Raw genomic sequence first — 17,989 nt, 5'->3', positions numbered from 1 at the left:
TACCCACTGGTGGCCAGGTCGAGGTCCCCACTGGTGGCCAACTGAAAGTCCCCACCCCGTGTTCGTCGTGTCGATCAGGAACTCGTGGCCCGAGCGGTGACGGTGAAGGTGCCAACCACACACCGCACCGCCCGGGGAGTTCCATTGAAGTCTGCGAGGGAACGCATGGACATCATTTCCGTTTACCGCGAAGTCGGGTCGTACCGAGGAGCCGCCGAACTCGTCGGCACCACCCACAAGACCGTCAAACGCACCATTGAGAAGTTCGAAGCCGACCGGGCCGGCCAATCACTACCGCAGCGGGCCGAGCGTGAACGCAACTACGCCGCCGTCGCCGATCTGGTAGCCGAACGGGTCGACAAATCTCAGGGCAGAATCTCCGCGAAACGGATCCTGCCGATCGCCCGCAAGGCCGGCTACACCGGTTCAGACCGCAACTTTCGCCGCCTGGTGGCCGAGGAGAAGCAACGCTGGCGCACCGACCATCACCGCGGTCGCCGGCCCGCGGTATGGGCACCGGGCGACTACCTGATCATCGACTGGGCCACAGTGGGCGGACTGCACCTGTTCTGCGCCGTCATGGCGTACTCGCGGTGGCGGTTCGCTGCATTCGCCACCGGCGAGAAAGCAACCACCACAATGGCATTGATTGCCGAAGCGTTGGCTGCTGTCGGGGGCGTCCCGCGCAAGGTCCTCGCCGACCGCATGGCATGCCTCAAGGGCGGCGTCGTCGCGAACCTCGTCATCCCCACCCCGGACTACGTCCGCTTCGCTGCTCATTACGGGTTCGCACCGGACTTCTGCCACGCGAACGACCCACAATCGAAAGGGGTGGTGGAAAACCTCGTCGGCTACGCCCAACACGATCTCGCTGTCCCGTTGCTCACCGAAGCAGCCGTCGCCGGCACCACCGTCGATGTCCATACCGCCAACGCCGCCGCCAGGGTGTGGTGCACAGAAGTCAACGCCCGCATCCATTCGGAGATATGCGCGGTCCCGAACGACAAACTCGATCAAGAGCGAGAGTTGCTGTCTCCGTTGCCATCACTACGACTGGAGATCGGTCCACCACCGGTGACCCGCAAAGTCGACCGCCTGTCCTGCGTGCGGTTCGCGTCCGCGCGCTACTCGGTGCCCGTCCGGTTGATCGGCGCGACCGTCACTCTCGTCCAGAGCGAGGGACGGTTGGTGGTCGTCGAGCCGGCTACCGGTGAGGTCGTCGCCGAACACGACCTGGGCCAGCCGGGCACCGCGTCGGTCCTCGATGCCCACTACGGCGGTGCCCGACCCGCGCCCCATCGCGGCCCCAGACCGAGAACCATTGTTGAGCAACAGTTCTGCGCACTCGGACCCGAAGCGGAAGCATTCCTTGTCGGTGCCGCCGCGATCGGCAACACCAGGCTCGGATCCGAACTCGAGATCCTGCTGGCACTCGGTGCGGCGCACGGCACCGCGCAGTTGGTGGCAGCGTTGACCCGGGCGGTGGCCTTTCAGCGCTTCCGGGCCGCCGATGTTCGCTCGATTCTCGCTGCCGGTGCCGGAGCACCGCAGCCCAGGCCTGCCGGGGACGCGTTGATCCTGGACCTGCCGACCGCACCGACACGCTCCCTCGATGCCTACGCCATCCGGACCCCTGCCGCCGATACGCAGGTGCCGTCATGACCGACACCGCCACAACCGCAGCGACGAAGCCTCCGAAGATTGCTGCGCCCCAGCATGTTCCCGAACTCGCAGCCGATCTCGACGCCGGACTGCGGCGCCTCAAACTGGCTGCGATCCGCCGGCACGCACCGGAGGTGTTGATCACCGCGAAAACGCAACGCTGGACCCCGGAAGAAGTGCTGCGGACGCTCATCGAGTCCGAACTCGCAGCACGCGATGCCTCCAACATCGTCAACCGACTCAAAGCGGCCGCGTTCCCGGTGACGAAAACGTTGGAGTCCTTCGACGTCGCCGCGTCGTCGATCCAACCGAAAGTGTTCGACTACCTCTCCAGCCTGGAATGGGTTCGGAGACAATCGAACCTGGCCATGATCGGACCCGCCGGGACAGGCAAGTCGCACACCTTGATCGGACTCGGTGTCGCCGCCGTCCACGCCGGCCACAAGGTCCGCTACTTCACCGCCGCCGATCTCGTCGAAACCCTCTATCGCGGATTGGCCGACAACACCGTCGGCAAGATCATCGAATCACTGCTGCGGGTCGACCTGATCATCATCGACGAAATGGGCTTCGCCCCGCTCGACGACACCGGCACCCAGTTGCTGTTCCGTCTCGTCGCCGGAGCCTACGAACGCCGCTCCTTGGCGATCGGATCCCACTGGCCGTTCGAGCAATGGGGACGGTTCCTGCCCGAGCACACCACCGCCGCCTCGATCCTCGACCGACTTCTGCACCACGCCACCATCGTCGTCACCGACGGTGAGTCCTACCGCATGAAAGACGCACAACACCGAAAGGACCGCCCCTGAAAAACCGGGAAACATCAACACGGGCCGGGGACTTTCACCTGGCCACCAGCGGGGACATCAACTTGGCCATTGACATGTTCGCGGAGCAAGCTTTCCGACATCTCGAACGAGCGGTTCTCACCGATGACGATTCGCGGAATCTCGTACAGCAGCGCAGTTCCCGCACACATGAAACACGGGGACAACGTGGTGTAGAGGACCGACTTTCGATACACCGCAGCCGGCAGCCGTCCTGCTCGTTCGATGCAGTCAGTTTCTCCGTGACGGATCGCGCTGTCCATCTGGACCCGGCGATTCCGCCCCACCGCCAGTACTTCACCGTCGTGGACGAGTGCCGCACCGATCGGAACGCCGCCTTCCTCCCAGCCGATCCGGGCCTGCTCGCTGGCGAGTCCGAGAAAGTACTCGTCGGTGCGTGCGGGATCGGTCACGGTTCCTCCTGAGCGTCTACGAACTGTGGATGTAACCCTCGTCAGTCGACCAGGCGTCGGACAGAATGCCAAATTCCGACCTCGTGGTGACGGGTGAGGGCGTGTTCGATCGCACGTCGCTGACGGGCAAACTCGTCGGATAGGTCGTCCAAATATGTTCGGATGCTTCGGTTCCGGTGGCAGTGGTCGCCGGTGCGGTGTAATTCGGACGTCGAGGTGCGGACCGTGTCGTTGACGGATCTTTCCGGCAGCGTGGAGGCGGCCATGGCGGATCCGCGACGATGGTTGAGGGAAGCTGGCGTCTGGCGGACGAGATGTTGTGAAGTCCGGCAGCTCCGCGAAGTACTACCCGGTGATGATCATCTGTTGGCGTCGCCGGTTTGGTAGTAAGGCAGTGACTTCATCGCATCCAGGACGGCGGGTCGAAAAGGTTGCGGCACTATGTATTTGTCGTCGCATACCAGCCACCCGTCGGCGATGAATTGATCCAGCATGCCGCGGAGTATCAGTGCCTCGATGTGTTCGTACAGATCCCCGGCGGCGGCCGGGCCGACTGCAGGGAGCCGCGTCCGCGGAGTGTCCGTCATCGCGGCCAGAACGATCTGCCCGGCGACGACATCGACAGCGGGGGAAGGGCGGAGGGGATCCTCGGTGAAGAAGTGGCGACGGATGATGTGCGAGAGGGCTGTTCGATGCGAGGCCAGTCCACTGGGAAGCGCGTGGGCGAATTCGTGCGCATGCGGACCGGGAACTGCTGTGGTGGAGGTTAACTCGATCAATCCTGCTGCCTTCGCCGCATCCCACAGTGTCATCAAACCGGGAACCTCGAGCATCGATCTCGACCTCGATGCACGCATATCCAGCTCCACGCCGACGGCTTTCGCCAGCTCGCTGACCGACCCTGGCCTCGGGACACCTCTGCCGGCGATCGGTCGTGACCTGTCGAGCCAGCCGAGGAGTGAGCGAAGCTGCGCTATCGGCTTCGATGCCGTCAGCGCTGACAACTCTTCCTCGGCGTCCGGTGGTGCGAGCTCGATGGCGTGGGGCGACACCTGTACGACCGGAGACTGGACTGCCGGCTCGACGACGTCGGCGAAGTCCCAGGTGTTTCGAGATCCCCGGCGACCGAACAGTGGAATCACTTTTGCGAGGTCGCTGCCCGTGCGGTGGGGAGTCACACACACATCCTAGGAAGAGTGCGGAAGCCGTGACGGAGAGAGTCGAGCAGCGGGCTGGTGTCGAAGTGTCGCACGTAGGTCGATGTGCATGCCGGTTCATCGTTGACATCGGAATCTCTACCGGCGAGCCTTCAGGTGGTTCTTCCCGCACGACCAGAGACTCGACACGACGAAGGCGAAAGCTGGTTCCGCGTGCTCAGGCGAGAGTGGGCTCGAGTCGAACGAGGACGTGATTATGCGGCAAACGGATTGGTGATTCGCTGGGCCAGCCTAAGTTTTTTCGCCGCAATCCGGTGGCTGGGGGCTTCGGATCTGATTCGAGAGCGAAGTGCTTGAATCGGCAAACGCGACAGGAACTCGCATGGTGGGCTGGAACCGATTCGTCATGGGCTGCGTCCAACGCAGTGGACGGGGTCGACGAAACGGAATGGTGTGAACACAAAGCGATGGTGGGCAGCAGTTGCTGTTGGCATGACTGTGCTGGTCGCCGGATGTGGTGGGGTGACCGACGGTGCGCCGGCTGCGGCACCGTCGACGACGCCATCCGTCGCTACGCCCGCGTCGACGGCAGCGTGGGACCCGTGCACCATCCCGGATGAGGCGATCGAGGCGGCAGAGCTGGCAGTGGAAACCAAGAAGGCCAATTTGGTAGGGGAGCGTCCGATTTCGCCGGATTGGTCAACGTGCTTTTGGTTGAATCCGCTGCCGGACACGTGGTACACCCTCGGCATCTTCTCATCGACTTTCTCGTTGGACTATCTACGCGAGGCCGGCCCGTTCGAGCAGTTCACTCCGGTCGACGGGTTCGATGGCCTGCGGTTCCAACGCAAGATCAAGTACGACGAAGTCAGTTGCGGCATTGCTTTCGGGCGCGATGGAGGGGTCATCTACTTCATGCTCGACGGTTTTGTGTCGGCGGAACCTCTCGAAGATCCGTGCGTCGAGGTTGAACGTGTGGCGCGTTCGCTCCGTCCGTTCTTGCCGTCGTCGAAGTAGCAGGAGGAAGCCTATGGGTTCGGAACTGAACGATTTGGGGTCGTCGATGCAGCAGTGGCAGGCGCTGTCTTCGCAGGCCGAGGCAGGGGTGCTCGAGATTCCGGAGGGCGTGGCATTCCAGTGCGACGAGGTGTGCGCGGCATACATCAGGCACCTTGAACAGATGGTGGGCCAGACGAAGTCGCTCGTGGACGTGAAGGCCTTCGGCACCCTCGATTCGGCTCGCCAGCTCGGTGAGAAGTTCGAGAGAATCGCGTACAGCGGCGAGCGATCGTTGCGGGTGGTGCTCTTGCAGCACATCGATGTCATCGAATTGATGCGGTCGGTGTTCCGTCGCTACTTCGATGAGGCCGAGTACGCCGATCGGCGGACGCTGAAGTCGATTACCGACATCGCGGAGGGTGCTGGGAAGTAACACGGCGCTGCCCGGATGCTGCTCGGTTCAGATGGGGAACCGAACACCCACTCGCTGCGTCTGATCTGTCGTGGGGTTCGACCTCCCCGCGGTCGATCAGGGGAGAAGATGCGGTTACCGGACAACATTCCACCCGTGGTGTACGTGCCGTGCACTGCGCATGTCTCAGTCGTGGAGCAGGCAGTGGTCAATCTGCGGACCACCCGGGACGGGCGTAGTGCCCTGCTGGCGTATTCGGCACTGGATCGGCTCCACACTTGCTGTGGCGACGAGCAACCGTGGATGGTGCTGCCGACAACGGCCCTGTCGAAAATCAATGAGTCGCATCCGTTCGACCGGCTGCTGATGGACGTGATGATTCCCCAGCGCGAACGTCGGAGTGTTCACGCATGACCGCCGATACCGGTATCGGGGCGCCGGCGCTGGCCGGGATGCTGGCGCTGTTCACCGGCCGCGGCAGCGAACTGCAGACCGCATTGGCGTCGTACTCGGTCGCGCTTGACCAATGCGCCTCCGAATACGAGACCCAGGACGCCGCCACAGCCGACGAAGTCAACGCTGCGCTCTGGGAGAAGTGACGGTGCCCATCGACACGAAAGTCGACGGCAACGTGGGCTCGGTGCACGCCGTGGCCGGATGGCTTCGCAACAGCTTCGCCGATGGCCTGCGCACCTCCATCGACACGCTCGACGCCACCAGAAATCGAACCGACGCCGGATGGGACGGCCCCGCATCCGAAGCCTTCTTCGTGCAGGCGCTTACCACCACGGACGGTGCCTCTCAGTTGGCAACTGCAGCAGCAGATTACGCCGCCAAGGTCGACGCCTTCGCTGCCGCATTACAGGCATTGCACGACGGGATGCGGGATGTGCGGTCAGACGCCTCTACCGCCGGGCTGACTGTCCAGGGCGACATCATCCTCGATCCGTCTGATGACGAGCTACACAACATCTATATCGTGCTGGCAGGTCGGGCAGCCCAACTACGCGAATATGAAACAGCAGCAGGCGAAACCCTCAAAACCGACTACTTGTCTGCCTCAGCCAAAACGTTCTTCTACGGTGGTTCAATACTTGTCGGAATAGCCCAAGGGCTGGCGGAAGTCGACGCCTGGTTGATGGGTAAAAACTCGAAGTTCCACCTGGATGAGGCGCTGAAGTGGGCCGACCTTGCCCGCAATGCACCTGACGGATCACCCAGAGCGTTGGTTTATCGTGACTTCGACGCATCGACGATGGCGCGAAATCTCGGCGATGACCTGGCAAAATCTGTAGCCGAACTGGAGGCCAAGACAAAGTCTTGGGGCCTGCGAGCAGGTGGGGCGCTCGCCGGATTGAGCATCGCCTACGACATCTACGAGGGAAAGCCCGTCGATCAGGCGGTGATCGCAGGCGGCCTGGGGTTTGGTGCCTCTGTCGCGGCAGGCGCGCTCATTGGAACCTTGGTTCCGGTCCCTTTCGTGGGGACCGTGCTAGGCGCAGCGGGGGGGGGGCGCCGCAGTCGGCATCTTTACCTCGGGAATGGTCGACAGCCTATGGGTAAATGGAACGGACCAGGTAGGTACTGCAGCTTTGGAGGGCTGGGGTGCTGTAGTTGACACCAAGAATGCGATTTCCGACCTCACGACAGGAGTGTGGGATGCACTCTTCTGAACCTTCGATCCAGTGGACGTCACAGCATGTAGCCCAGGACGTCATCGGCCTTCTTCGACAGTCGCTTCTTCGACGTCCACCCGGTCGTCCTGACCCGATGGATCTGGCTATACCTCCACCATCTCAAACTCCGAGGTTTACTCGGATCAGGCACCGCCGCCGAGCGCCTCGCGAACCTGCTGCCATAAGGATAGGGACCGGATGAATACGTTCGACGCACCGACCAGTGGAACAGAAGAATATGTGCACGACAACCGAATCGACCTCAAATTCATTGCAGGCGTGTTATTTCTGGAATTCTTTGCCTTCGCGTTCGTATACGGCGCATCGGGACCAGAAGGTTCTAGTCCGGACATCGGAGGGATCCTTTTCGGTGTTGTACTAGGTCTGATCCCGGCCATGCGATTCATCCATCGTGCGGGGCGTCGCACTGGATTCGGCGTCCGTCGAACAGCAGCTGCGTCAACGGTCCGATACACTCACGGGGTACTCAGGTTGAGTATGCTTTTGGTGCTACTCGTAGCAATTGCACTCATAATGTTCGGCATTTCGACCGGCGAAGCGGGCGGGCTGATCATTTTTTCGCTCTTTTCCATCCCGTTCCTTGTCTCGTGGGCCGCACTTATCCGCAGTGAGAGGGGACGGCCCCGCATCGAACTGACAATCGACGGGATCGTTCAGCAAGGCCTCGGCTTCAAGAAAAGCATTCCGTGGAATTCGGTGGCGTCGGTTCTGCTGCAGCCGACATGGCCGCCCGCAATCGGAGTGATGGTGCCGTGGGGCGAACCGTTCGAGCACACCAAGACCTGCAAGTTGAGGTTGGACGAACAGCCGGGCCTCTTCTCAGGCGCATTCATCGACTGCCGATTCTTCGACGTCCATCCCGTCGTCCTCACCCAATGGATCCGCTTCTACCTCGAATATCCAACGCTCAGGCAGGAACTCGGTACAGATGCCGCCACAGACCGCCTCGCGAACCTGCTGCCATGATGGGGTAGCGTCGTGAGTAATGCATGGTTGAGGGAAGCTGGACGGCGTCTGGCGGACGAGATGTTGTGAAGTCCGGCAGCTCCGCGAAGTACTACCCGGTGATGATCATCTGTTGGCGTCGCCGGTTTGGTAGTAAGGCAGTGACTTCATCGCATCCAGGACGGCGGGTCGAAAAGGTTGCGGCACTATGTATTTGTCGTCGCATACCAGCCACCCGTCGGCGATGAATTGATCCAGCATGCCGCGGAGTATCAGTGCCTCGATGTGTTCGTACAGATCCCCGGCGGCGGCCGGGCCGACTGCAGGGAGCCGCGTCCGCGGAGTGTCCGTCATCGCGGCCAGAACGATCTGCCCGGCGACGACATCGACAGCGGGGGAAGGGCGGAGGGGATCCTCGGTGAAGAAGTGGCGACGGATGATGTGCGAGAGGGCTGTTCGATGCGAGGCCAGTCCACTGGGAAGCGCGTGGGCGAATTCGTGCGCATGCGGACCGGGAACTGCTGTGGTGGAGGTTAACTCGATCAATCCTGCTGCCTTCGCCGCATCCCACAGTGTCATCAAACCGGGAACCTCGAGAATCGATCTCGACCTCAGCGCACGCGGATCCAGCTCCACGCCGACGGCTTTCGCCAGCTCGCTGACCGACCCTGGCCGCGGGACACCTCTGCCGGTGATCGGTCGTGACCTGTCGAGCCAGCCGAGGAGTGAGCGAAGCTGCGCGATCGGCTTCGATGCCGTCAGCGCTGACAACTCTTCCTCGGCGTCTGGTGGTGCGAGCTCGACGTCGTGGGGCGACACCTGTACGACTGGAGACTGGACTGGCGGCTCGACGACGTCGGCGAAGTCCCAGGTGTTTCGAGATCCCCGGCGACCGAACAGTGGAATCACTTTTGCGAGGTCGCTGTCGGTTCGGTCAGGACGCACGAGCACATCATAGGAAAGGTGTAGGTGCGGTGACGGACCTGGATCTTTCCAGCGAACGAGGTCGGCCGGCAGCCGACCTCGTTCGGTTTGTGTCGCGGCCACGCTCGGTCGGTCGGCGCAGCGGGGCTAGAGCTGGCCCTCCAAGAACTGGGCCACACCGTGCCCGAACGACCAGTCAGCGGGGGTGTTCTCGGACACCGCGATGATCAGATCGTCGCCCGAAAGCCCGGTCTGCTCCTTCAACCGCTCGGCGAGCGTCGAGTACAGGGCCTTCTTGTTGTCCTCGTCCCGACCCTGCTGGGTGATCTGAATCATGACGAGGTCGTCGGAGCGGGTGTAGCCGAGGCCGGTGTCCTCGGCGATCAGGTTGCCGGGCTTGTGCTCGGTGATGATCTGGTAGCGGTCGCGCGGTGGGGCATCGAAGGTCTCACGCATGACGTCCTGGACGATGTCGGCGAGCTTCTTTACCTCGTCCGAAGTGCGACGGTTCTCGATGATGTCGATTCGCACGAGTGGCATGGTCTTTCCTGTCCTTCAAATTGATTGGTAGACGGCTCATACCCTCGCTCGAATTTCGATAAACCGAATGTCCGACCTCGGCACCTGAGGCGCTGACCACACCTGACGCTCAGCCGTTCACCCTCAAAAGCGGCCACTTGGGCCTGTTCGGCACCACGATGTAGCCAGACGGAACAACTGCACGTAGAACACGGCAGCCCACACGCTGCCACTCGCGCCGCGCGATGACTGTCCAATAGCAGTGACATGGTGACGGTGGGCGCACGGCGAACCCGAGTATCTGAGGCCAAGCCATCAAGTCGAGATCCTGGATCCGACCACGCGCGCGTTGGGGGCGAACGCACTCAGTTGGAGGCCGTCGGAATCGGTGAACCTCAGCTGCGCGCAGGGCTTGCGGTCTTCTATTCCGAGATCACACGCAAACTCGGTCGGCCAGGCCGAGCTGGCCGGTGGCGTCGATGACTTCGGCACCGTCGCGGACCTGACTTCGGATCTCCGCAGGTCGATATTCTTCCAGTTCAGAGCGCCATTGTTCTCCTTTGACGTGCAGCATCGATCGACCGGTGTAAAGCCCGAGGGCAACTGGCGGAACTGTCCGGTCACTCGCTGCGTCCAAGGTAATGGAAGGGTCGATGAAACGGAGTGATGTGAGCACTAGGCGATGGTTGTCGGTGGTTGTTATAGCGATGGTGCTGGGGGCAACAGGCTGCGCCGGAGCGACCGAGGGCGCACCCCTTGCAGCATCGTCGACGACCTCAACCGTCGCTACGCCTGCGTCGACGGCGGCGTGGGATCCGTGCACTATCCCGGACGAGGCAATCGAAGCCGCTGGGCTTGACGTAGAAACCAAGAGCGCCAATTTGGTTGGTGAACGGCCGATTTCGGCCGATTGGTCGACGTGCTTTTGGAGGAATCCGCTCCCAGAATCGTGGTATAGCGTCGGCATCTTGTCGTCGACGTTTTCGTTGGACTACTTGCGCGAGGCAGGACCGTTCGAGCAGTTCACTGCCATCGACGGGTTCGACGGTCTGCGGTTCCAACGCAAGATCAAGTACGACGAAGTCAGTTGCGGGATTGCCTTCGGCCACGAGGGTGGCGTGTTCTATTTCTTCCTAGAGGGTCTGGCCCGCATCGAGCCCCTCGGAGATCCGTGTGTCGAGGTCGAGCGCTTGGCTCGGTCGCTTCGTCCGTCAATGCCGTCGTCGATATGACAGGAGAAAACGATGGGTTTGGGACCAAGTGAGCTGGCTGCGTCGATGAGCCAGTGGCAGGCGCTGTCTGCTCGAGCAGAGGCCGGAGTGTTGGAAATTCCGGAAAATGTGGCGTTCCACTGCGACGAGGTGTGTGCGTCCTACATCAGGCATCTGCAGGACATGGTGGTGAAGACGGGACGGTTGGTCGACGTCGAGGCTTTCGGCACCCTCGATTCGGCTCAACAGCTTGGTCGGAAGTTCGAGAGGATCGCTCACAGCGGAGAGCGATCATTGCGGGTGGTGCTCTTGCAGCACATCGATGTCATCGAATCGATGCGCTCGGTGTTTCGCCGGTACTTCGACGAGGCCGAATATGCCGATCAGCGGACGTCGAAGTCGATCACCGACTTCGCGGAGGGCACGGGGAAGTGACCGTGGCAAGTGTGAATGGGTGAGAACACCAAACATGGCAGGATGCTTGTGCGCCAGTGACCGTCGGGTTCGTCGAACACCGATCGGTGCGGAGCAACGGTGAAGCAACTCTTTGGGGGAGAGATCTGTTGGGGGACATGCTGGGCACCGATCTCGATGACCTACTGGGTCTGATGATGGCGACGCAGGATGGCATTGTGGGCAAGCGCAGTGCTGCAGTGCTGACGTTGGTCGCCGCTGGAAGCGCGATGATAACGGACGGCGTTGCTCTCGCCGATCGCCTGGCCGAAGTGGACTTGGCGGTCGACAGGTGCGCGCAGAGCTGGGTAGGTGATGCCAGTGCTGCCGCGTCGATGTCTGCGATCTCGGAGGCAGGACTTGTCAGCAACGGTGCAATCGGTATCAAAGAAGTCCCTGACGTCTACAGGAGCGAGGACGGTACATCGCTGCTGCCGTACTCCCAAGCGTCCGAGAAATACATCGCCGAGCCCGATCCTTCGGTACGGCGTGCAGCCACCGCATCTGTGACCTACTTGATCGAGGGGGCCGGCATCTCGAATCTCGAGGAGTATGCGCGCAACGCAACAGGGGATGGGCAACGGGATTTGTTGACGGCGGCGATTCGACCCGAAGGCAACAACCCCAGCAAGGCCGAAATCTTGGACTGGCTGGCAAGCGGTGCATCAGGTCGTGACTTGAACAACCAATGGCCTGTGGAGATCTACGGATGAGAGTACTTTGCCGGCAGAAGGTAGTAGTCGCTGTGCTGATGGTCACGTTGGCGAACATCACGGCGTGCGGTTCTGTCGTCGACGGGCCCCAGGCTTCGGAGACAAGTGCAGCTCCGCGTTGGCCTGCCACCAACAACTACGAAGTTCCCGATGGCATCGCGAATGCAACGATGGTGTGGTCGGCGGAATCTGGAATCGACCTTTTTTCCATTGAGGGGACCCTGGCCCGTGCTACCTATGAATCGGTCGCTATCGGGTGGATGGTTGGATTGGATTACACATACATCGGATTTCCGGCCAGTTCCAATAGTGTGCCCGGTGGCCCGTTGTACTCTACGTTCCGTGCCGAAACGGGCGACGGCCCGTTTGCAGGAACAGTCAATGGTCATATTCAGCAGATAATTCCGACCGATACGGGTTTCGACGCAATTTCATGCTTGCTGACAGCAGGATTGGACGTCTCAGTCGATGGAAAATATGCCCCGTCAGGGCTCACCAACGGAGGAGGACAAGAGCTACGCTCGCGCTTCATTCGTGTTGATGACATTCCTTCGGTGCACCTCTCGGTCGCATCGTCTCCCACCGGTGGACTGCACTGGCAGGCACCGACCGACAACAGATTTGCTGGGTGGAAAATCGACGGTCTAATCGATATCGACCCGATCACATCGGGGACTGGTCGCTGCAATCCGTGGGCAAGATCGCTGTACCCGGACACAACTCCTGTCATCCCTCGTGACGCATACGCCAACGAAGATCCACCTCCGGTGCAGCCTGCGTATCCCGGATGGCCGGACGGAAGCAACTGACCTGTCTCCGAAAGACTTACGTGCACCCAAGGAGTAGAGCCCGTGATCGACGAAGAACTCGGAGCGAAAGTCCGTCGACTGCAACAAGCGGTCGACGAGGTCCACGGACACACGTACCTCGACGGCGTCAGCATTCGGACCGACGCCAACGGTCGACTCACCGAGCTCGTCTGTGGACACGAAGCATGGGGTCGCGGACCCGAGGTACTGGCTGAGACGATCATGCGTGCCTACCGACAGACCGCCGACGATGTCCTTCGACGCTCGACATCGATCATGGCGGAACTGCGGGACGACCCAATCGTGGCTCGTATCGTCGACGCGACCGACAGTAGATCTGACCCAGAATGTGGAAGCGAAAGGCCATTTGACGCAACGGGATCGGTGGCATGGTCACCACGGCCGTCCCATTCGGGTGAGATCTCCGTAGAGCAACAGGATCTTTCCGGGGCCTCATACATCCAGTCTGTGAACCGCGAAGTCGACGACCGCGAAGACGGCGGTGACGCATATTTTCATCGGAAGTCTTGGCTGGAATAGCATGTGCGTCGGCGTTCAATCGGCTGAGCAAAGCCTCGACGAACCGGTTACGTCGCGCCGAGGAGATCACCTGAAACGACAAATGTCCGATCCGTCCGGTCGATTGCTGCGTCAGACTCAGCCTGCGGTTTTCGGACGTTAGATGTCAGCCCAGCGCGCTCAGCAGCACTGCATCGAGTTCCCCCGCTGGCAGCATCGGCAACATGTGGTGGCTGCAGCCGGTCAAGACGACGGTGTGCGCGTGCGGGAGAACCTTCCCGACAGCGTCGGCAGCACGAGAACTGTCGTGCACCTTGCTGTCCCCGGCAAATACAACGGTGACGTCCGCGGACAGCGTCGCCCACCGATCTCGTTGTGGCCGGCGGGGGACCACTGGTTTCGCCGACGGGAAGTCGGCACCTCGTTCGGTGAGCTCGAGCCAGTCGGCGTCGAGCGGCGCATTCTGCGTTTCCCACCGGATCAGAGAGCGCATACGTTCGCGAGTCGGTCGCACCAGCTGCGGCACCGCGTGCAGGAGGTACGCCAGGCGCATGCCGACGAAACGCGAAGGGGGATCGAGGAGGACTAGTGTGGCAATGCGCTGCGGCCGGTGCAGCGCGTACGCGAGCGCCACCGTCGCCCCGTAGCCATGTCCGACCGCCGAGGTCCGCGTGACCTCGAGGGTGTCGAGAACCTGATCGAGCCAGGACATCAGGTCATCGACAGTGCGGATCGGCTTCCGACCGACCAGGCTTCGTCCGGGCTCACCCATCGGGTCGATTGCGAAGACCCGGTAGTGCCGGGCCAGGGTCGCGACGTTGGCGAACCAGACGGTCGAGGTTGCGCCGCCGCCGGGCAGCAGTACCACCGGCGGCCCCTCCACGTGTCCGGAGACGTTGACTCGGGTTGTGCCGTAGTCGGATTCGACGTCGATGGTGTCGATGGGCACCGGCCACTTGGCAAGCACGCGGTCGTAGGCCGCAAAGAATGCCTCGCCTGCGGAGCTAGTACTGAACCCGCTCACCGGACCCCCTAATATCTCGACAATCGAGATATTAGATCATCGTGATAGTTTTCGGCAACCCTCCCCCCGGGACGCTGACGCCGCCGACGAAGGAATGCGGGATGCTCAGGAAACTGTGAAAGGCATTGCGTCGCAACATGATGACTCGCGAATCGCCGGGTGAGGGGAGGTCGGCGCGGCCATGAGCGGCGCCTCGGCATGATGCTGTAAGCCGGTATCCCATGCACCGAACTGCGCCAGCACCATCAGTTCAGGACAGCTCGGTGCAGCGCTGATCGAGCGGGCGCTTCAACTGCTGTGCCTGCTAGTCTTCGAATCCGGTCACATCGAATTCGTCGAGTCGCTCGCTCAGGTATTCCCAATCTTCCGGCGGACTCGACGAAATGCATTCTTGTCCTGCGAGATCCGGTGCAGAAGCGCTGCCGAGGTAATCGCTGACGTATCGAGACACGACGTCGTTCCCCACACACGTCAGTGAGCCGGCGAGAAGATCGCCCTTGTAGACATCGGCTGCATCGACATCCCGCAGCTCGGATGCTGGGATCATGTCGGGTCCAGTGGCGGCACAGGCGATTCGGCGCGTGTCAGCAAGGTGATCTCGCAGCCCAGCGCTTCGGCGACAGCGACCGCGCCGTCGAGCTGCACCGTGTCTTTTCCGCCCTCGAGCGCGTGGACGGGCGACCGCCCCACGCCGGCGAGTAGCGCCAACTCGGCTCGAGTCATGTGCAACTGATGTCGACGAGCGACGAAGGCTCCGGCCAGCTCGCCAGAGTGCTTCCGGGCTCGTCGTGGTTCGGCCATGGTCACTCCTTGTGCTTGCGTAGGCATGCATATCGGAGCTTGCATCGCGAACTACCCAGCGAACAGGCCTTATGCCTTGCATGCAGGGCATAAGCGCCCACGATGGTGGCATCGGGACGCATTGATGGGCTTTTGGGGATGCGTTCTCGAGCTTGAAGATGGGGCGTGCGCACGCTGTGTCGCCCTGACGGCTGGTGTCGGCAGCTATCGACGCAGGGCCGGCGGCATCCAACTCGGCCACTCGGCCCGTCCTAGGAGTAACCCGCGATCGAACCGGGCGACAGTGTGGAAGGGGCGTCGTGCCGATGAATTGTCGTACACCTGAGCGCGATCGACAGTCTCGATGGCAGTGCGAAGGAGAGGCCACAGCCTGTCGTACCGTTCGCGAATCTTCGCCTCTGGAACCGAATGTCCACCGTGATCGACTCGGTTGTGTACTCGGGCCACTGCCGTTTCGACGGGAACTGCGATGATGTGCAGCGTCACCAAATAGCCTGCACCGACCGCGGACTGGACCAGTTCGAGCTTGGACTCGTGCGAGAAGACAGTTTCGGTGACAAATGATGTTCTTGCCGAGAGATATTGGACGCGCATCTCGGCAGCGGCCCGGGACGCGTCGTAAGCATGGGCCGACTCTTCGCCGGGCCATCGAGCGTTCGCGATCTCATCGGCGTTGACGAACGGAAGATGCATGACAGGCGATAGAACGCGTGCGTTGAATGTGCTTTTGCCTGCACCGTTGGGTCCGGCGAGTAGGTGTAGAACCGGGTCCGAGTTCGTTGTGATCACGATGGGCTGTCTCGGGAGCGAGATCTACCTGGGCTCGCTCCACCGGACGTTGCCGTCGAGGTCCGATTCGACGTATGAGCGACCTTCTGCAGTGAACTCACGCTCGAAGTCGAGCGATTCCGTCGCCGATTCGATCTGTTCGGTCCACTCCGCGCGGACGACTGCCTGCTTATACGGCGCGAGGTCGTCATAGCGTGCTTTACCTGCAAGAACATCGGCAATGTCGCGTGCCGAGACGCGATGTGAAAGCTCCATCTCTCGACCGATCAGCGCCCAATGTGCGATCTGCTGCGATGCACTTCGGCTCGACGACGATCCGGCCACTTTCGCAGCGTCATACAGGTCATCGTCGATACGGAGAGATGAGGTGGTGCCCATGGTGGTGTCCTATCGCCGCAGCAGTACCGCCAGTGTAGCAATCTGCCACACAACCGGGGGCCGTCGACGATGGAGGTGCCAGTCAGACCAGTTCGATGACCTTCAACGCCCCCTCGGCGTGGGAACTCCTCAGCCGCTTCTTGTCGTACTTCCCGACGCTCGTTTTCGGGACCTCGTCGATGAACGTCCAGCGTTCGGGCAACTGCCAATGCGCGACGCGACTGTCGAGGAACTCCTTGAGTTCCTCGGCCGTCACCGAGGCTCCCTCGCGGACGACGACAGCCACCAACGGCCGTTCGTCCCACTTCGGATCGGGCACACCGATCACCGCCGCTTCGCGCACCGCCGGATGCCCCATCACCTGGTTCTCGAGTTCGACCGAGGAGATCCATTCGCCGCCGGACTTGATGATGTCCTTCGATCGATCGGTCAGCCGGAGGTAGCCGCCTTCGGAGATGGTGCCCACGTCACCGGTCCGCAGCCAGCCGTCGTCGAACTTGTCGTCCGCGTCGGCGCGGTAGTAGCTGCCGGTGATCCACGGGCCACGCACCTCGAGTTCACCGACGGAGGTGCCGTCCCACGGCAACACGGTGCCGGCGTCATCGACCAGTCGCGCTCGTACCCCGGCGACGAATCTGCCCTGTGTGCAACGCAAGTCGAACTCGTCCTCGGGGGACAGGCCCGCGTCCGGCTTTCCGGAGGTGCCCAGGGGGGATGTCTCGGTCATGCCCCAGGCCTGCGAGATGTGGACGCCGTACTTGTCGTGGAATGCCCGCAGCAGACTCGGTGGGCAGGCCGCACCGCCGACCACCACGTCACGCAGACTCGACAGATCCGCCGGATGCTCGTCGAGGTGAGCGAGCAGAGCCTGCCAGATCGTCGGGACAGCGGCCGCGGCCGTCGGATGCAACGTCGACATCATTTCCGCCAACGGGCCGGGCTGCAGAAACCTGTCCGGCATGATCAGCGACGCACCGACCATCAGCGCCGAATAGGGCAGACCCCACGACATTGCGTGGAACATCGGCACGATGGCCAGCACCGTGTCGGACTGTGCAAGTGCCATCGCATCGGTCATGCACCCCTGCATCGAATGCAGATAGATCGAGCGATGCGAGTACACGACCCCCTTGGGGTCTCCGGTGGTGCCGGAGGTGTAACACATTGCGGCAGCGGATCGTTCGTCGAGCTCAGGCCAATCGAACTCCTCCGGCCGTCCGGCCAGCAGGTCCTCGTAGCCCAGCACCTCGATGCCGTCGGGTGCATCCACCTGTGCCGGGTCCACACCGACGACCACGAGGTGCCGGACGGTCTCGAACGTCGGGAGCCGGGGCGTGAGCAAGGGGATCAGGCTCGCGTCGGCGATGATCACCTGATCCTCGGCATGATTGACGATGTAGGTGAGCTGCTCGGGAAACAGTCGAATGTTGAGCGTGTGCAGCACCGCGCCCATCGCGGGAATCGCCATGTAGGCCTCCATGTGCGGGGCGTTGTTCCACATGAACGTGCCGACGCGCTGATCGTCGTCGATGCCGATCGATCGCAGTCCGTGTGCCAGTTGCGCTGCCCGCCTGCCCAAATCGCCGAACGTGACCGTGGTGGGGCCACTGTCCGTCCAGGTGGTGACCTCGGCCGAGGAATGGATGGACGTCCCGAATCGAACCAGCTGGCCGATGGACAGTGGGGTGTCCTGCATGGTGCTCTTCATCGATCGCGCTCCTGAAGTCTCCGCCGCGC

General features: G+C 62.0%; 25 protein-coding genes. 14 read left to right on the top strand and 11 right to left on the bottom strand.

The features are described 5' to 3' along the window. The first annotated feature begins 144 nt into the window (after positions 1-144). Both istA and istB read left to right on the top strand, forming a co-directional pair. Positions 145-1,662 (top strand): IS21 family transposase, encoded by a 1,518-nt coding sequence (istA, locus tag J1M87_RS26825; protein WP_206492728.1) that lies wholly within the window; start codon positions 145-147, stop codon positions 1,660-1,662. Next, positions 1,659-2,471, top strand: a complete 813-nt coding sequence (istB, locus tag J1M87_RS26820) for an IS21-like element helper ATPase IstB (protein WP_241257501.1) — start codon at positions 1,659-1,661, stop codon at positions 2,469-2,471. The genes istA and istB overlap by 4 nt, the downstream gene beginning before the upstream one ends. A 14-nt stretch (positions 2,472-2,485) precedes the next feature. Here the strand turns inward: istB and J1M87_RS26815 are convergent, their stop codons facing one another. After that, complete coding sequence (locus J1M87_RS26815; protein WP_206492727.1) at positions 2,486-2,902, bottom strand: nucleoside deaminase; 417 nt, start codon at positions 2,900-2,902, stop codon at positions 2,486-2,488. A 65-nt stretch (positions 2,903-2,967) separates the two neighbouring features. On the opposite strand from J1M87_RS26815, the gene J1M87_RS29545 reads away from it, so the two are divergent. Next, positions 2,968-3,045 (top strand): hypothetical protein, encoded by a 78-nt coding sequence (locus J1M87_RS29545; protein WP_374222429.1) that lies wholly within the window; start codon positions 2,968-2,970, stop codon positions 3,043-3,045. A 216-nt stretch (positions 3,046-3,261) separates the two neighbouring features. Here the strand turns inward: J1M87_RS29545 and J1M87_RS26810 are convergent, their stop codons facing one another. Continuing rightward, on the bottom strand, positions 3,262-4,080 hold the full coding sequence (locus J1M87_RS26810) for a hypothetical protein (RefSeq protein WP_206492726.1): 819 nt from the start codon (positions 4,078-4,080) through the stop codon (positions 3,262-3,264). A gap of 471 nt (positions 4,081-4,551) precedes the next feature. On the opposite strand from J1M87_RS26810, the gene J1M87_RS26805 reads away from it, so the two are divergent. The 6 genes from J1M87_RS26805 (at position 4,552) to J1M87_RS26780 (ending at position 8,133) form a co-directional block, all read left to right on the top strand. Next, positions 4,552-5,076, top strand: a complete 525-nt coding sequence (locus J1M87_RS26805) for a DUF3558 domain-containing protein (RefSeq protein ID WP_241257499.1) — start codon at positions 4,552-4,554, stop codon at positions 5,074-5,076. A gap of 13 nt (positions 5,077-5,089) precedes the next feature. After that, complete coding sequence (locus J1M87_RS26800) at positions 5,090-5,491, top strand: hypothetical protein (RefSeq protein ID WP_206492725.1); 402 nt, start codon at positions 5,090-5,092, stop codon at positions 5,489-5,491. A gap of 183 nt (positions 5,492-5,674) precedes the next feature. Next, a complete protein-coding gene (locus J1M87_RS26795; RefSeq protein WP_206492724.1) occupies positions 5,675-5,884 on the top strand; it encodes an SAV_915 family protein in 210 nt (69 codons plus the stop codon). Continuing rightward, positions 5,881-6,069, top strand: coding sequence for a hypothetical protein (locus J1M87_RS26790; protein WP_206492723.1), 189 nt, complete (start codon positions 5,881-5,883; stop codon positions 6,067-6,069). Before J1M87_RS26795 ends, J1M87_RS26790 begins: the two co-directional genes overlap by 4 nt. Positions 6,070-6,071: 2 nt before the next feature. Continuing rightward, positions 6,072-7,088 carry a hypothetical protein gene (locus J1M87_RS26785; protein ID WP_206492722.1) on the top strand — a complete coding sequence of 339 codons (1,017 nt, stop codon included), beginning with the start codon at positions 6,072-6,074 and terminating at the stop codon, positions 7,086-7,088. A gap of 256 nt (positions 7,089-7,344) precedes the next feature. Continuing rightward, the gene (locus tag J1M87_RS26780) at positions 7,345-8,133 is read left to right on the top strand and encodes a hypothetical protein (RefSeq protein WP_206492721.1); all 789 of its coding nucleotides are present in this window, start codon (positions 7,345-7,347) and stop codon (positions 8,131-8,133) included. Between the two features lie 105 nt (positions 8,134-8,238). Here the strand turns inward: J1M87_RS26780 and J1M87_RS26775 are convergent, their stop codons facing one another. The 3 genes from J1M87_RS26775 to J1M87_RS26765 all read right to left on the bottom strand — a co-directional run bounded on the left by J1M87_RS26775 (position 8,239) and on the right by J1M87_RS26765 (position 10,129). Next, positions 8,239-9,057: a hypothetical protein gene (locus J1M87_RS26775; protein WP_206492720.1), complete on the bottom strand. Its 819-nt coding sequence runs from the start codon at positions 9,055-9,057 to the stop codon at positions 8,239-8,241. A 126-nt stretch (positions 9,058-9,183) separates the two neighbouring features. Further along, entirely contained in the window at positions 9,184-9,576 is a 393-nt protein-coding gene (locus J1M87_RS26770) for a tautomerase family protein (protein ID WP_206492719.1), read from the bottom strand. A 412-nt stretch (positions 9,577-9,988) separates the two neighbouring features. After that, the gene (locus tag J1M87_RS26765) at positions 9,989-10,129 is read right to left on the bottom strand and encodes a hypothetical protein (protein WP_206492718.1); all 141 of its coding nucleotides are present in this window, start codon (positions 10,127-10,129) and stop codon (positions 9,989-9,991) included. 67 nt (positions 10,130-10,196) lie between these two features. Here J1M87_RS26765 and J1M87_RS26760 point away from each other — a divergent pair, with 67 nt between their 5' ends. The 5 genes from J1M87_RS26760 to J1M87_RS26740 all read left to right on the top strand — a co-directional run bounded on the left by J1M87_RS26760 (position 10,197) and on the right by J1M87_RS26740 (position 13,281). Then, the gene (locus J1M87_RS26760) at positions 10,197-10,787 is read left to right on the top strand and encodes a DUF3558 domain-containing protein (protein WP_206492717.1); all 591 of its coding nucleotides are present in this window, start codon (positions 10,197-10,199) and stop codon (positions 10,785-10,787) included. Between the two features lie 12 nt (positions 10,788-10,799). Then, positions 10,800-11,201 (top strand): hypothetical protein, encoded by a 402-nt coding sequence (locus tag J1M87_RS26755; protein ID WP_206492716.1) that lies wholly within the window; start codon positions 10,800-10,802, stop codon positions 11,199-11,201. Positions 11,202-11,329: 128 nt separating this feature from the next. Further along, a complete protein-coding gene (locus J1M87_RS26750; protein WP_206492715.1) occupies positions 11,330-11,932 on the top strand; it encodes a hypothetical protein in 603 nt (200 codons plus the stop codon). Positions 11,933-11,964: 32 nt separating this feature from the next. Further along, the gene (locus J1M87_RS26745; RefSeq protein ID WP_206492714.1) at positions 11,965-12,741 is read left to right on the top strand and encodes a hypothetical protein; all 777 of its coding nucleotides are present in this window, start codon (positions 11,965-11,967) and stop codon (positions 12,739-12,741) included. A gap of 42 nt (positions 12,742-12,783) precedes the next feature. Beyond that, positions 12,784-13,281: a hypothetical protein gene (locus J1M87_RS26740; protein ID WP_206492713.1), complete on the top strand. Its 498-nt coding sequence runs from the start codon at positions 12,784-12,786 to the stop codon at positions 13,279-13,281. A 145-nt stretch (positions 13,282-13,426) separates the two neighbouring features. Here J1M87_RS26740 and J1M87_RS26735 read toward each other — a convergent pair whose 3' ends face one another. From J1M87_RS26735 to J1M87_RS26710, 6 genes are all read right to left on the bottom strand, one after another. Then, positions 13,427-14,284, bottom strand: coding sequence for an alpha/beta hydrolase (locus J1M87_RS26735; protein ID WP_307830932.1), 858 nt, complete (start codon positions 14,282-14,284; stop codon positions 13,427-13,429). 304 nt (positions 14,285-14,588) lie between these two features. Beyond that, a complete protein-coding gene (locus tag J1M87_RS29540; protein ID WP_206492712.1) occupies positions 14,589-14,831 on the bottom strand; it encodes a hypothetical protein in 243 nt (80 codons plus the stop codon). Beyond that, positions 14,828-15,085, bottom strand: coding sequence for a helix-turn-helix domain-containing protein (locus J1M87_RS26725; RefSeq protein WP_206492711.1), 258 nt, complete (start codon positions 15,083-15,085; stop codon positions 14,828-14,830). Before J1M87_RS26725 ends, J1M87_RS29540 begins: the two co-directional genes overlap by 4 nt. A 204-nt stretch (positions 15,086-15,289) precedes the next feature. Further along, positions 15,290-15,871, bottom strand: a complete 582-nt coding sequence (locus J1M87_RS26720) for a zeta toxin family protein (protein WP_206492738.1) — start codon at positions 15,869-15,871, stop codon at positions 15,290-15,292. Positions 15,872-15,898: 27 nt separating this feature from the next. Beyond that, a complete protein-coding gene (locus J1M87_RS26715) occupies positions 15,899-16,252 on the bottom strand; it encodes a hypothetical protein (protein ID WP_206492710.1) in 354 nt (117 codons plus the stop codon). Positions 16,253-16,334: 82 nt separating this feature from the next. Further along, positions 16,335-17,960: a long-chain fatty acid--CoA ligase gene (locus tag J1M87_RS26710; RefSeq protein WP_206492709.1), complete on the bottom strand. Its 1,626-nt coding sequence runs from the start codon at positions 17,958-17,960 to the stop codon at positions 16,335-16,337. Between the last annotated feature and the right edge of the window lie 29 nt (positions 17,961-17,989).

The sequence above is a fragment of the Rhodococcus sp. KRD162 genome, from assembly GCF_017168335.1.
Lineage (GTDB): Bacteria > Actinomycetota > Actinomycetes > Mycobacteriales > Mycobacteriaceae > Rhodococcoides.
The sequence above is the reverse complement of the archived record's forward strand: the minus strand, read 5'-3'. Positions and strand labels throughout refer to the sequence as shown.